Here is a 14,419-nt window from a genome sequence, read left to right on the forward strand (position 1 = left end):
GCGAACAAGTTCCTTCTTATCTATATGTTGCTTATTTTTAGTCTCTCGGGTTGTATTCTAATTGCTCTGATTACAAAATTATGTCGATCTACATGTACTCTCCATTAAAGCAGATTACTGTATTATGAAAAATAGCTCTTTTAGAAAGCTTTTTGCATCATGACTCATAAACAGCATTGCATATCATTTAATGTGAGAAATAGGGGCGTATATGGGACGGTAATTCATGGACAATCGCATCTACCTTATTTTGCGGATAATACAAGTGATGCTTTCCGCGGTGAAGGCCACTGATTGAACGGACGATGTCGGACACCTCTGACAACTCATGTAACTTGTCTTGCCGATCAAGTAATAGGATCTGCTTGTCCGTCGATTCATCCGGACGAAACACATCATACGGATTATCCGTTGGAAAATCAATTTCAAGATCATACTCGGGATTGAGACCTGCTAAGGTGAAGGCTTCCCGAATCTCTTCAATCATGTTTACGTCGATCTGTTCAATCTCTACATACTTATATAATTTGCGATCTATAAAACGTTCGCATAACTCACTTAGAACAGCATCGTCCTCTTTGCGCCACTGCATAAATGCCGTCTGAATCAGAGCTTCGTCCAGTTGCAAATATTCATCCACCGATAGATCTCCATTGAATAACTGGGGTAGTGGATCGATCATGAAGCGGAATTGAAAATCTTGCTGTATGAGACTTTTCGCCCGCTTAAAGATTTGCCGCAATATAATTTCCGAACTTCGGGTGACCGGATGAAAGTAAATTTGCCAGTACATCTGGTACCTGGACATCAAGTAATCCTCCACGGCGTGCATGCCCGACTCCTTAACCACGATTCGTCCGTGATATGGACGCAGCATACGCAGGATGCGGTCAAGGTCGATCGTCCCATAGTTGACACCTGTAAAGTAGGCATCCCGCAGCAAATAATCCATGCGGTCCGCATCCAGCGGACTGGTGACCAAATTAACGACAATGGGCTTTTCATACGTTTTTTGAATAACAGAAGCCACTTTCTCGGGAAAATCAGGAGCATACCGTCTTAAGATCGCCCCTACTTCGGTATCACCTGTAATGATCTTACAAGTCCAATCCTCATGATTCATATCGAAAGCTTCTTCTATAGAGTGAGAGAATGGCCCATGTCCAAGATCATGGAGCAATGCTGCGCAAAGGGCTACCGTTTTTTCCTCCTTTGGCCAATCTGAATAGTGACTTCTTTCGAATTGGGAAATAATCTTACGCGTAATTTCGTAGACACCCAAGGAATGTGAGAAGCGACTGTGCTCTGCACCGTGGAAAGTAAGAAATGATGTTCCCAATTGACGGATTCGACGTAAACGTTGAAACTCGGGCGTGTTGATCAACTGCCATATAATCGGATCTTGCACATGGATATAATTATGTACCGGATCTTTAAACACCTTTTCTTCCGTTAAACGCTGTTCCATGTCTATTCACTCCTTTAAATATCGTTTGTATTTGTCGCTTTTAAGTATAATACCACCAAGGATTCGACATTCTTTGACGAATCTTGTCGAATAAGGTAGTTTTGTCGTTTTCCAAATCGACAAAGCTGACATTCATGTTTAAATACGAAAAACGGCTTCCAATCCCTTACCACTCGTAATCTTATCAAAAACAGCCTTTATTTTAAGCTAATTTTAAGGTTGACTGTTTTGGGAATCGTTGGTATGATGAGTATCATAAAACATAAAATAATGTCGAATAATGACAATGATCGTTAGCTGAGAGGAGCACTGATTATAATGATGAAATCAACAGGTATTGTAAGAAAAGTGGATGAACTGGGACGGGTAGTTATTCCAATTGAATTGCGCCGTACGCTCGGTATTGGTGAAAAAGATGCTCTTGAGATCTATGTTGATGGCGAGCGCATCATGTTGAAAAAATACGAGCCAGCTTGTATCTTCTGTGGCAATGCAGAGAACGTTACTTATTTCAAAGGTAAAATTGTTTGTAACGAATGTATTTCCGAAATCCCTGCACCTGTGACAAAATAAGAAATTCCAGGTATAATGGTCTTATTAAATTGTTATTTCTAACCTTTTTATATTCCTTGATCGCCTTCCCGGTGTGAACCCCACCGCTGGAAGGTTTTTTTTTGCTTTTATTGGTTTTCATTACCCAAAAGATCCAGCTTCGAGTCTGTTTAACTCCAAAAAAAGAGCGGTGACGTTCGTAATATTTTTTCTCCGCTCTACTCGTTTTAATATTCCATTAAGATTGGATCTAAGGTTCCTTTAAGTTTATGTTCCCTATTCCAGCATATTTTGTTGATTCGTTATTAGATTAAAGCGTTATATACATCTCGTTTCGTCAAACCCCGATCCGTTGCTGTTTTCTTCATCGAATCTTTCCGACTAAGTCCTTCATTCTCATAATGGCTCACATGATCCTCCAAAGACAGCAGTTGCCACCAGGCTTCCCGCTCCGCCTTACGCTCTTCTTCCCTGATACCTTCTATAAGCAAACAATATTCCCCAAGTGGCGGATGTTCCTCAAGCCAGTCTATGCACTCTTGGATACTGCCTCTTGCGAACTCCTCATGACGTTTCGTCAACTCACGTGCCAGTACAATCGACCGATCACCGAGAATCTCTTCGAGATAGCCCAAAGTTTTGCGAATACGGTGAGGGGACTCATAAAATAGTAAAGTACCGTTAGACTCATTAAAAGCTTCCATCACTTTTCGCATGTCTTTTTTCTCCCGCGGCAAAAAACCGCCGAATGTGAAACGCTCCGTCGGTAAACCGGATACGATCAGAGCTGATAACGCTGCATTGGCTCCAGGAATGGGTATGACCGTAATTCCAGCTTCAAGTGCAAGTTTTACAAGATCGGAACCAGGGTCTGAAATGGCCGGCAGACCGGCATCACTGACAAGCGCCAAATTTTTTCCTTCTATTATATAGCGTATTAGTTCAGGCCCACTGGCTCCCTTATTATGCTCATGGTAACTGAACAACATCGATGGTGTGATTTCAAAATGGGTGAGCAGCTTTCGGGTCTGGCGTGTGTCTTCCGCCGCAATGATGTCACAGCTCTGCAATGTCTTGATTGCTCGAAATGTCATATCGTCCAGATTACCGATCGGTGTTCCTACCAGATATAATTTCCCGGCGTCACCTGACTGCTCCGCGTAGCTCTTCTGAATATGCAATGTCATCTATAGCCCTCCTTCCGTTGTACGTTGTGCAGGCTGTGCACCGTAATATATGTCCATGATTTCTTCGCAGTATTTCCCCTCTTCATTGTAGACAATCAGTGGTGGAAGCATGCGTACCTCCGGTTTCCCATCCTTCAGTGCTTCAATCAACACCATGTTGGCTTCCAAATGAGCACGGGGATGTACCATCCGAATCCGTTTCGGTTCAAGTTTATACTCACGCATCAGAGAGATGATCTCGCCTAGACGCTGCGGGCGATGAACCATGGATACTTTACCGCCATTGCGTACCAGACGATTGCAGGCCTGAATGACTTCCTCCAGCGTACACCCGATTTCATGGCGCGCCATTGCCTGATGATTGTTCATCTTAAGATCACTTCCATTCAGCGGCATATAAGGAGGATTAACCGTTATAGCATCGTATACCGCATGGCCTGTTTCTTTCACAAGTTCACGCAAATCACCTTCATGAATCGTGATCGATTCCTCCAATGCATTCAGCTGTACGCTGCGACGTGCCATATCCGCCAATCGCGGCTGAATTTCAATGCCCTCCAGACTCGCCTGTGTTCGTGTGGTCAAGAGAATGGGAACAACCCCATTGCCTGTACACAAATCAAGCACACGACCACGTTTAGGTACTGAAGCAAATCGGGCCAACAATACGGCATCCATCGAAAAACTAAATACTTCATCACTTTGAATAATCTTCAAATCATGAGAGAGCAGATCGTCGATCCGCTCCGAATCTTGCAATTTTATTGATTTTTCTGTCATATGATACACTCATCCTCCGGTACTCTATATCTCAGACAAGGTTCTTAACCTTGAAAAAAAACCGTAGGGGATCCCTACGGCCACTTCATTTATTCAAAAAAGACAGGCAGAACAGACAATCGCCTTCCGTCCGCAAATGTCCATAATAGACATTGCAGATATGGAATCCTTCATGATACAACCGAGCCAGATTATCATAACCTTCACCTACAACATCTTCACCAGTAGCCGGACCAGCAGGCCTTGCTACCGGAGCGAGTGCCGATGCGATGGGCAAATCTGCCGGGGCCTCACGCTTCAGCAGTTTGCGTAACTGCTCATTCTCGATGGTAAGCCGCTGATTATCCTCAAGCAGCTCTTTAACAATCATTTTTAACTCTCCTAAATCACTGTGCAACTGGCCCAATTGGGTTTCCATTTCATGAATGTGCGTAAACAGATTTTTCTTTTCCAAGTTTCCACCCCGAAGCAACCTTTATGGTTTACTTGATAACGACGTCATCCAGCGGAAGTTCTTTGACTTTACTGATGTCGAACAGTTGAACATGGACTGTGCGACTACCCGCATTGATGCCGACAACTTTTCCTTCACCCAAAGAGGTGACGACCAACTTGCCTACTGCCGGTAGTTCTTCTCTCACACTTTCATAGTTATCATGCTCAAATTTCAGACAACACATGAGTCTTCCGCACAACCCGGAAATTTTCGTCGGATTCAGTGACAGGCTCTGATCTTTAGCCATCTTGATTGATACCGGCTCAAAGTCTCCCAGCCAGGAAGAACAACATAATACTCGGCCGCAAGGTCCGATCCCTCCAAGCATCTTTGCTTCATCACGCACACCGATCTGTCTCAGTTCGATCCGTGTCCGGAAAATGCTTGCCAGATCCTTGACCAGCTCCCGGAAATCAACTCTTCCTTCAGCTGTAAAATAAAAAATAATTTTATTGCGATCAAACGTAAATTCCACATCGACCAGCTTCATTTTGAGGCCATGGTCTTTGATTTTATTTAAACAAGTACCGAATGCTTCTTTTGCTGCACGCTTGTTCTCATCTACGACACGGGCATCTGTCTCGCCCGCCACCCGGATGACCTTTTTGAGCGGCAACACCACATCAGACTCGCCTACTTCTTTCTTGCCAACGACAACCTTACCGTACTCTACCCCCCGCGCTGTCTCCACGATAACGCAGTTTTCTTTTTCAATGGGAAGGTCCAGGGGATCGAAGTAATAAATTTTGCCCGCTTTTTTGAAACGGACACCCACTACACTGTACAAAAAATTAACCCCCTCGTAAGCCAATCCCACTTCGTCTGAAGCCCTGTCTTCTTAGGGAACCCGCCGAAGTTATAACCGTTTGCATATGATTGGAACAAAATCTGTCCTCTCCCAGTCTTATGCCAAACCGATCAAAAATTGCTCCAGACAAAGCTGGCCATTGACGTTGAAACGCAATTTTTTTCTGCATGCTGCGGCCATATCCATATAGGAAACCCACTGCTCGGTGCTGCGGGTATGGGCCAACTGAGACAGCATGTCCAACTGATCTATAAAAACGATATGTTCATGCCTACCATACTGGACATACAGCATATCCCTGAACCATAAATGGAACAGGCTAAGCATCGTATCCAGGTGTTCTGAGAGCCCGGTTTTAAAAAGCTTCTGCTGTGCAGAGATCAATGATGTACTTCCTCTACCCAGGGACTCCTTCCCTAATTGTAACATTACGTTTCTAATTTCTGCAAACCAATTCTGCTGGAGAATTTCTCTACATGCTTCCAGTCCTGACGCTAAATGGACGGCAGACCGAGCCAGATTGGCAGGGTGACCTTCCGCAATCAGCGATTGCAGCATATCTTCCGGATTCAGTGCGCTGAAAGGAACCAATTGAGAACGTGAACGAATGGTGGGTAGCATCGCCTGTCCATTATCCGTAATCAAAATGCCTACCGCGGGCACCTGTGGTTCTTCCAGAAACTTCAGCAAGCTGTTGGCCGCCTGTACGGTCATTTTATCGGCCTGTTCGATAATATATACTTTGGGATGCCCCGCCTCTGAACGGTACGAAAAGATACGCTGCAGATCCCGAATTTGATCAATTTTAATGTTATTTCCATCTGGTGCAAGCATGGTTAAATCCGGATGATTTCCATGTTCCACCTTACGACATTCAAGACACTGTCCGCAGGCATCATCTTCAAGCTCTGTACAGAAAATCGCTTTCGCAAATGTAATCGCCGTCTGCAATTGTCCACTGCCGGATGGTCCGCTAAACAAATAGGCATGACTTATGGCCTGACGTCTCAAACTGCTCTGTAACATTTGTTTGGCTGCCTGCTGACCCATAATTTGTTGAAAGGTCATACTTCCTCCTCAGAAGCTTAAATTAATAAGCATTCCCCGAATTTCTCCTACTTGCTGTAATAACGTAATCTTGCCTTCCTCTGTTTCCAATAGCTCATCAGCCATAGATAATAAGGCAGAGTCAATCTCATCAATTAACTTGTAACGTTTCCCTCTTCCCCGACGATCCCATCCTCGAGTCTCTTTCATGGACACAGCGCGACGGACCGTTTCCTCCAGAAATCTTTTTACAAGCTGCTTATATGCTTTCAATTCACGAATCGTCATGGAACGAGACAGACGGTCACCCTGCATTTGGATCTCACTTAATCGGCGGGTAAGTTCAGCCTGTGATGCCCGTTCACCCTGGTGATTCATCATATCAGAGAAATTTTTGGATTGAACCGGTTTGGAGCCGGAATCGGAAGAACTGAGTCCACTCTGCATCGGTCGGAATCCAGGGTTAATTTTCATGGAAACGCCTGCTTTCTATCATAGTAGGCCAATCGCCCATCAGCACAGTGCGCGCTGCGCCTGTGCGTGGAGGAGGCCTTATATATGTGTTTCATCATACTCTATATATAATAGTAGTTAATATCACCACATGGATCAATTCGTTATTAGTCAACCTCTGTCCGAAATAAGATCTTCCCCTGATAGAAAAGCTTTCTTCCGGACAGAGAACGCGATTCTTGATAACAAGAAGGACGCTCCATTGGATTTATGCAAAATGTATCATTAAAAGTGTTCAAAACGATCTACCGGAAGAACAAACACGGTAGCTCCGCCTACTTGAACTTCGACAGGTAGCGGCAGGTAAGAGTCGGTTGTTCCGCTCATTGGAGTGACCGGGGTCACGAGCTGTTCACGAACCTTACAGCTGCTGCGAATGACGTTCATTACGGACTCGACCTGACCATCATCGACACCGATCATAAACGTCGTGTTGCCTGCCTTCAAAAATCCACCGGTACTGGCCAATTTCGTAGCCCGAAAATTTGCTTTGACCAATGCGCTGGATAATCGGTTGCTGTCTTTATCCTGTATAATCGCAACAATCAGTTTCATCCTGCATAACCTCCTTCAGATAATAAGCACCTTGTGAAATGCCCTGTCTATATATTAGACAATTACTCGTCAAAATCCTTCAAAATCCCTGTCTCAAGCGACAAAATCATTGCTGCCAAGACCTCTTCTTGCTTTTGAGAAGCATCGATGACCTTGATTCTGTCGGGAAACTGTTCCTTCAGTAAAAAATAGCCTTCACGCACTTTGTGGTGGAACTCCAGACTTTCAAGATCCAGACGGTTAACCTCACGTCCATCGTGGGCATCAATGCGTGCCAGACCTGCTTCCGGCTCGATATCCAGATAAAGTGTGACATCTGGCATTAGTTCTCCTATTGCAAACCGATTAATGGCCCAAACATTCTCCACGCCTAGACCACGAGCATATCCTTGATAGGCCAGACTACTGTCTACAAATCGATCACAGATAACTGTCTTCCCTGCCTTTAATGCAGGCTCCACCTTCTCAGCCAGATGTTGGCTACGTGCAGCTGCATAGAGCAGCGCTTCGGTTCGTGCATCCATTGCCGTATGAAGAGGATTGAGGATGATGGCACGTATTTTCTCCGCAATTTCAATCCCGCCAGGTTCCCGAGTAACTACATATGGTATACCCTGTTCTTCAAAGTAAGAACCTAGCTTACTGATCATCGTTGTTTTGCCGGACCCTTCTCCCCCTTCCAACGTAATGAATTTACCTCTGCCCTGCATATGCTTCCCTGCTTTCTATATCGATAATTGCTCCTAATTGTGCTGCGATAATTACGACCTCGATCCTCTCATACTCCAGACTATGAATGAACCCGCCCAGAGGTGTATGTTCATGTCTACTCCATAGATTGTTTCGAGTGTATGGTACAAGCTTCTTTCTATAATAACATACATGATACCGCGTTAGCGGTCAGCTATTCTCCAATATTTTCGTGAAATCGACCTGGTCAGCCATAGATGATCGAAACCCATAATGGAAGCATGATAGAGCCCGCAATAGCGCTGACAATCATGGATACAGAGCTCAATGCGACTGCATTTTCCCCATACTCAAAAGATCTTGCCATCCCCAGTGCATGGGAAGCAGAACCAAGTCCGATCCCATACGCATTTTTGCTGTTTACTCTGGCCCATTTCATTATCATTGGCCCCAATAATATCCCCGAAAAACCGGCAATCATCACAAATAACGAAGTGAAGGATGAATTTCCTCCCACCTGATCAGCTAGTTGAATGGCAACGGGTGTGGTTATGGATTTAGGCAATAATGCAATAACAATTTCTTGCGGATAACCCAGCAGCAGCGATATGGCGGCCCCTGTGGACATGCCAACGATGCTCCCACCCAAGGTCCCACCCAATATCGGAATTATATTTCGTTTCAGAACATCAAGGTGTTTCGCCAAAGGGAACGCCAAGGAAACTACAGCCGGCCCCAATAACTCCTGTATCCATTTGCCACCAAGCATGTACGTATCGAGCTTTATACCGGAAATGAGCAGGATCAGTACGATGCCTGCCGTTGCCGTCAATACGGGCATAAGAATCGGCCACTTCACTCTTCTATATAAATGAGTCGCCGGAATATATATAGCCACGGTCAGGGCAATCATTCCGAATCCGAGGATGAATGTGAGCATGGGATCGCCTCCTTCTTGCCTTGATGCGTCGATCTCCACGCCATGAGCCATTCACTGATTTTCGCAGACAACAGACAGGTAATTAATGTACTAACGATTAATCCCAGAACAAGCAGCACCGTATTAGCTCTAAAAAAATCAAAATGATTGATAATGCCCACCGTGGGAGGGATAAATAATAATTGCAAATTCGATTGAAGCCATGATGATCCTTCTTCGCCCCAGCTTATTCTGATCCATCCCAGTTGAATGACGATGAATAGAAGCAGCATTCCGACAATACTTCCTGTTAACGGCAGATGCAGTACAGCCTGAACTAGGTTGCCTATCCAATAAAAACCGTACATCAGTATGACTTGCAGGACTATTCCCGTATATTTTTTTAGCGGAATATCCAAGGTTTGTTCCCTTCTTTCTTTATGTCCAGACAACAATGATGTCCTAACTTGTTTGAGCATTTTGCATAAATCCAAAAAGCATCTTTATAGATTGAAATGCTTCTATTCGTCTATACGTTGTACCCGTGAGTGATTTGAATTGAATTAAGCAAAATGCTGGTTTTAATGCCGGTTGACTCCTCAAGTTCTTTGCCGATGTAACTCATTTATTCCCTGATGATTTTCAATGATTGCAGCGAAGTATCCGATACGCCATGGAACCTTGCTCCTTCATCTCTCAGCAGCTTAATACGTGCTGCCATGGACGTGCTTATTCGCTCACCAGCGTACACAAGAGGTATGCCGGGCGGATACGGAATGACCATCTCCGCAGAGCGAAGACCCACACTGTTTTCGATGGAGACCTCTGTCGTATCCTCCTCCATAATCGGCTGCAACGTAAATGGGATGGGCTCCGAAAAAGGAGTTCCTTCTTGAAAATTGTTCCACGTGGAAATATAATTTTCAGCCTCTTTTGTGAAACGCTTTGATAGCTCACCACTAGATTGGCTCTGCTCCTGTTCTAGGCTGATTTGACTTAAAGTCTGCAACAGGTGCTCGGCATCGCGCAGCGACGAGCCCAAGCTGAAGAGCAAGACGACGTATCGTTCGTCGCTCATTTCGGGCATGCAGCCGCGCGCTTCCAGCTGCTGCTGCAGCCCATAACCGCTCAGCACCCCTGTGCCGTCATAAATGACGGCCTTGAACGGGTCCTGAGCGGTGTACCCCGCGGCTGAAGGCAACGCCGCCGCGGGCACTGCTTCAGGCCGCCCCGGTACAGCGGCGGCCCCGGACTTCCCGCCAGTTGCCGGCTTCGCCTCGGCTGGCGGCTCTTGCTGCAGCAGCTGTGCCGGCTGCAGCAACCGAAAGCGCGGCAGCTCCGCAAGGCCGCGCTTAAAGGCATCCACGGCGGCAAGTCCCGCCGTGAAGGCATTCGCGCCCTGCGTATGCAGCAGACGGCGCGCCAGATCAAGCGAAGCCATCACCGGGTATGATGGACTTGAGCTTTGCACCATGGCCAGACGCTGACGCAGCAGGGACCGGTTTAACCGTGGTCCTTGAACGTGCAGCATGGCTCCCATGGTGAAAGCAGACAGCATCTTGTGAGTCGACTGCACCACACCGTCTGCTCCGCAGGACAGTGCAGAAGCTGGCAGCTCCGGATGCTGCCCATAATGCGCGCCATGCGCTTCATCCACGAGCAGCGGCATGCCGGCCACGTGGCAAACCTCAGCGATGGGCGTCAGATCAGCGCCCATCCCGTAATAATTGGGCAACGTCACAAGTACTCCCTTTGCCTCAGGATATGACTGGACAGCAGCCTGCACCGTCTCAAGCGACGGCATCACGGCAAGTCCACTCGCTGGATCAACCCATGGCTCCAGAAATACAGCCCTTGCGCCTGCTAGCATCAATCCGTGAATGACGGACTTGTGCACATTACGCTGCACCAGTACAAAGCTGTTCGGTTCATTACATACGGTGAGCAGCAAAGACAAATTACCAGCCGTGCTGCCTCCGACAAGGAAGAAGCTCTCCTCTGCCCCAAAACAGTCCGCTGCCAGCTGCTGCGCCTCCAATATAACTCCTTCTGGATGATGCAAGTCGTCCGTACCCGAGATTTCCGTTACATCCAGCCGCATCATCTCCAGAAACGCACTCACAGGTACCACATCTGTTGTAGATCCGTGAGTTCCATGCCCGCCTTGAAGCGTCAGCCCGCCACTTTCATTGCCATGCCTTTGTTCATCAGCTTGTCTGAAGCACTCTTCCCCATCAGTTACTGACCGTCCCAAACCCCGTTTTCCCTTTGCCTCAGCCTCATTCCGGTGATCGTCGCCGACTCCTCCATCAGACTGCTCCAGCAACTTGCGATAGGCTTGTCCATTCTTGTGCCCAGGTACATGAAAAGAACGCTGCCCTGAATCACGATACGCAAGCAACGCCTCATATAAAGGTGCGATATTTGATTTATGCTCCATTGAATAATCATCCTGTACATTCATAAATTTTGATACACCCGTACCAATGCTCTTGCTATAACAACAGCGACCTTTCCACGCTTGTTTCTCTCCCACGATCTGCTACATTCAAAACTTGGAGGTGAATCACTTCTCATCTCATTATATCAGGAATTGTCCAGCCCCCGTGCAAATCAGCGTTCCCACCAATGCAGCAGCTTCATATCCAGTCACCCATGGGTGCTTATCATGTCCATATTCTCCTTCTTATTTCCCTGATAGAAACAGAAAAAGGCCCCTAGGGCCTCTATGCACATCGATACAAGTCAATGTGATGTTTCACTAATATGATTTAACGCTCTTTACGCGTTCTTTTGCACCCAAATCTGCTTCATTTGATGTATAAAATAATTGTACTTGGCATCCTGTGCATCCGTATGAACCATTTCTGCTTCACAAGCGTCACATATAAATTCAGATACAATAAAAATGCCTTCTCTTTTGGTCTGTTCGCAGATAATGCATGTGTGTTCGGCGTGTCCTTCCATCAACCATCCCACCTTGTTTTACGTATTACTATCAGTATTGCACAGTTTCTATTATTTTAAACCTTTTCATAGTGCTTTCTTTCTATAAAATATATATATTCGCCCACCCCTTCATGGGTGTCTGTACCGAAAACAAACATAAGAAAAATGCTTCTCGTTCTATACTTCAGTGAGACAGCCTGCATTTGGCAGCCCTTTTCCTTGCCCTATTACGCAGCAACAGCCTCGCAGACCTACAACTTCTTCTATTATATGAAAACCAAATTTCTGGACGGCCATTACAAGAAACGCCCCCGCACTTCATTGTATTTTCCTTTGTGATTTTCCACTCCTCCTGCTGCTCCAAAAACTTATATTCTATAATCTTAAAAAAACTTGGATTTTCAGCCGATATATAATACATCACCATTCAGAACCTGACAGCCAGGTCGTTCGAAGGTATACTTGTATATGATTATTCTACTTCCATATCTTGTACATCAATCTGGAGTCCATACAAGGTTCATAAATGCAACTCTGCGTCATCCATTTCCTTATTCATGAAAACGAATACCTTTTAGAAATGAACGTGATCCCAGAAGGAGGATTTGTAATCGTATGATCGCCGAACCGGAGAATAAAGCAACCTTTTATCAATACCGGCTTCTCAAAAAAAAGGCCATTGCCCGCAGCGTGATCTTCAGCTATCTGTGTCTGCCTGTGATTATGCTTCTGTTTAACCTATTGGCATTCTCCTGGACCGGCCTCTTCTTTTTCATCCTGGCAGGCCCGATCACACTGTGGATTCATTATGTCATCGCCAGAACCATATTACTGTTGGTCCGTACCTCCTATGCACGACGCTGGCGATGGAACCTCAAAATGCCATGGTTCGGCTATATTCCAGATCAGCATTTCAGCTACCGCATGTTCGTACGGGTCCACCTCAATATGAGCTGGATTGGGCTATGTATCATTACCGTCTGTTTAATATGGTCACCCTTATCCTTTACCCTATCGTTGATTTTCTGGCATCTGTGGCTGCTTGTACCGCGTCTATATGTTGTTTTTGTTCTTTCACGCGAACGCAAGGACGGGCTTATCAAATTAAATGAACAAGATGTCTCCTACTACCTGCAATAATTGTTCTATCCTTGATCTATAACTTGCCACACCCAATGTATATTTGAACCTAGTAATACATAATCACTAAAGCTCGTCCATACGTTCTACCCAATCGACGCAAACCACTCCTTTGACACTCTTCCATACTTAACGCGTCATGCTTCTCAACCTTAAAGGTTATCCACTGTGGATAACCTTTTTTATGCCCCCTCCTTTTCTATCTTATCCACAGCATGGGTATAGTTAAAATGGTTATCCCCAAAGCAGTATATTCAACTCCGTTCCATTGCGCCCTGTCGCGTTGAACACCTCTTCTGATATTGAATACGATTTAAGCCGCTCATAACATGCTTTCTTTCGGTAGCCTTCTCCCCTCCTCTATGCCTAGTTACTCTATAGAGGACTGTAACCACCCTCTACAGGCACATACTTATCCAGGCCGCATTTCCTTCTCCGTGTGTGATAGCCCTTGTTTATATACTGCTCCTAATTAAGTCACCGCCAAAATAAACCGTCAAACGCTCCATTTCTCATTTACTATGGTTCATGACATACACAACTAAATACAAAAAAGGCTCCCGATCACTGATCAGGAGCCTTACTATAATACGGACCATTACACCGTTAATTGTCAATCCATTACTTCAAAACACAACGCATTCAATCATCATCATCAAGTGATTTTACTGTCGTCTGGGCAGCTTCACTTTTAGGAACCATCACCGTGAAGAAACCATCATGTACAGCTAGATGTACAGTATGCCCTTCTTTAGCAAATACACGTAGGGAACTTGAGTCATTGGATGTACTCTTGGCTTGCTTTTCTGTCCAGCCCCAGCTCTTAATCTCGTCTAGATACACCTCAGGCAAACTAGTGCTCTCACTAATACCAGATAGCGTATATCGAACATAATCCATATCCGAATTGTTTTCAGACTGGTCAGATTTATTCGCCACTTTAGGAACCGGGAAACCCTTCTCGTTTACCGCTCCTTCATAAGAAGTCCATGCAGATCCTGCTTCACCGCATCCTACAAGCACGCCCATCAGGCCAAGCAAGAGAAACGAATGAAGAACTAGTCTTCGCCAACTTATCACACACACCCTCCTTTTCACAGCTGCACATTCCAGCTCTGTGGTCAGGTACTTTTAGCATATTTAACATAGTTCTATTATACTGGTTTCGAATGCGTTTTCCGTAACAAAAATGTTACCTTCATTTCAAGACTTTCTACATGCAGTCACTTACCCTCTTTTGAAGGTAAATTAGCCTGCATGCATCCATCCATTTGGATCAGCTACCAACTTATTTATAAACAAATAAAAACCACCA

Annotated in this window: 16 protein-coding genes; 2 read left to right on the forward strand and 14 right to left on the reverse strand. The window is 45.4% G+C overall.

Annotated features, from left to right (window positions below; all coding sequences use genetic code 11):
- Nucleotides 1–187: 187 nt before the first annotated feature.
- A complete protein-coding gene (locus AMS66_RS00280) occupies nt 188–1,468 on the reverse strand; it encodes an HD domain-containing protein (RefSeq protein ID WP_053778936.1) in 1,281 nt (426 codons plus the stop codon).
- 318 nt (nt 1,469–1,786) lie between these two features.
- Here AMS66_RS00280 and AMS66_RS00285 point away from each other — a divergent pair, with 318 nt between their 5' ends.
- Entirely contained in the window at nt 1,787–2,041 is a 255-nt protein-coding gene (locus tag AMS66_RS00285) for an AbrB/MazE/SpoVT family DNA-binding domain-containing protein (RefSeq protein WP_024633700.1), read from the forward strand.
- Nucleotides 2,042–2,325: 284 nt separating this feature from the next.
- Here the strand turns inward: AMS66_RS00285 and rsmI are convergent, their stop codons facing one another.
- From rsmI to AMS66_RS00345, 12 genes are all read right to left on the reverse strand, one after another.
- The gene (rsmI, locus tag AMS66_RS00290) at nt 2,326–3,207 is read right to left on the reverse strand and encodes a 16S rRNA (cytidine(1402)-2'-O)-methyltransferase (RefSeq protein WP_053778937.1); all 882 of its coding nucleotides are present in this window, start codon (nt 3,205–3,207) and stop codon (nt 2,326–2,328) included.
- On the reverse strand, nt 3,208–3,987 hold the full coding sequence (locus AMS66_RS00295; protein ID WP_053778938.1) for a tRNA1(Val) (adenine(37)-N6)-methyltransferase: 780 nt from the start codon (nt 3,985–3,987) through the stop codon (nt 3,208–3,210).
- An 85-nt stretch (nt 3,988–4,072) separates the two neighbouring features.
- Complete coding sequence (gene yabA / locus AMS66_RS00300) at nt 4,073–4,441, reverse strand: DNA replication initiation control protein YabA (RefSeq protein WP_024633697.1); 369 nt, start codon at nt 4,439–4,441, stop codon at nt 4,073–4,075.
- Nucleotides 4,442–4,469: 28 nt separating this feature from the next.
- Complete coding sequence (locus AMS66_RS00305; protein WP_053778939.1) at nt 4,470–5,270, reverse strand: PSP1 domain-containing protein; 801 nt, start codon at nt 5,268–5,270, stop codon at nt 4,470–4,472.
- A gap of 117 nt (nt 5,271–5,387) precedes the next feature.
- Entirely contained in the window at nt 5,388–6,359 is a 972-nt protein-coding gene (holB, locus tag AMS66_RS00310; RefSeq protein WP_053778940.1) for a DNA polymerase III subunit delta', read from the reverse strand.
- A gap of 9 nt (nt 6,360–6,368) precedes the next feature.
- Nucleotides 6,369–6,812 (reverse strand): YaaR family protein, encoded by a 444-nt coding sequence (locus AMS66_RS00315; protein WP_053778941.1) that lies wholly within the window; start codon nt 6,810–6,812, stop codon nt 6,369–6,371.
- A 264-nt stretch (nt 6,813–7,076) separates the two neighbouring features.
- The gene (locus AMS66_RS00320; RefSeq protein ID WP_017691391.1) at nt 7,077–7,406 is read right to left on the reverse strand and encodes a cyclic-di-AMP receptor; all 330 of its coding nucleotides are present in this window, start codon (nt 7,404–7,406) and stop codon (nt 7,077–7,079) included.
- Nucleotides 7,407–7,468: 62 nt separating this feature from the next.
- Nucleotides 7,469–8,116: a dTMP kinase gene (gene tmk, locus AMS66_RS00325; protein WP_053778942.1), complete on the reverse strand. Its 648-nt coding sequence runs from the start codon at nt 8,114–8,116 to the stop codon at nt 7,469–7,471.
- 227 nt (nt 8,117–8,343) lie between these two features.
- Nucleotides 8,344–9,036 (reverse strand): LrgB family protein, encoded by a 693-nt coding sequence (locus tag AMS66_RS00330; protein WP_053778943.1) that lies wholly within the window; start codon nt 9,034–9,036, stop codon nt 8,344–8,346.
- Complete coding sequence (locus AMS66_RS00335) at nt 9,006–9,434, reverse strand: CidA/LrgA family protein (RefSeq protein WP_053778944.1); 429 nt, start codon at nt 9,432–9,434, stop codon at nt 9,006–9,008. Before AMS66_RS00335 ends, AMS66_RS00330 begins: the two co-directional genes overlap by 31 nt.
- A gap of 206 nt (nt 9,435–9,640) precedes the next feature.
- Nucleotides 9,641–11,455, reverse strand: coding sequence for an aminotransferase class I/II-fold pyridoxal phosphate-dependent enzyme (locus AMS66_RS00340; RefSeq protein ID WP_053778945.1), 1,815 nt, complete (start codon nt 11,453–11,455; stop codon nt 9,641–9,643).
- Between the two features lie 341 nt (nt 11,456–11,796).
- Nucleotides 11,797–11,982 carry a sigma factor G inhibitor Gin gene (locus AMS66_RS00345; RefSeq protein ID WP_024633689.1) on the reverse strand — a complete coding sequence of 62 codons (186 nt, stop codon included), beginning with the start codon at nt 11,980–11,982 and terminating at the stop codon, nt 11,797–11,799.
- Nucleotides 11,983–12,579: 597 nt separating this feature from the next.
- Between AMS66_RS00345 and AMS66_RS00350 the strand changes: the two genes are divergently transcribed.
- Nucleotides 12,580–13,104 (forward strand): hypothetical protein, encoded by a 525-nt coding sequence (locus tag AMS66_RS00350; protein ID WP_053778946.1) that lies wholly within the window; start codon nt 12,580–12,582, stop codon nt 13,102–13,104.
- A 642-nt stretch (nt 13,105–13,746) separates the two neighbouring features.
- Here AMS66_RS00350 and AMS66_RS00355 read toward each other — a convergent pair.
- Entirely contained in the window at nt 13,747–14,184 is a 438-nt protein-coding gene (locus AMS66_RS00355; RefSeq protein ID WP_236703050.1) for a hypothetical protein, read from the reverse strand.
- Nucleotides 14,185–14,419: the final 235 nt, after the last annotated feature.

The sequence above is a fragment of the Paenibacillus xylanivorans genome, assembly GCF_001280595.1.
In the GTDB taxonomy this organism is placed as follows: Bacteria; Bacillota; Bacilli; order Paenibacillales; family Paenibacillaceae; genus Paenibacillus; species Paenibacillus xylanivorans.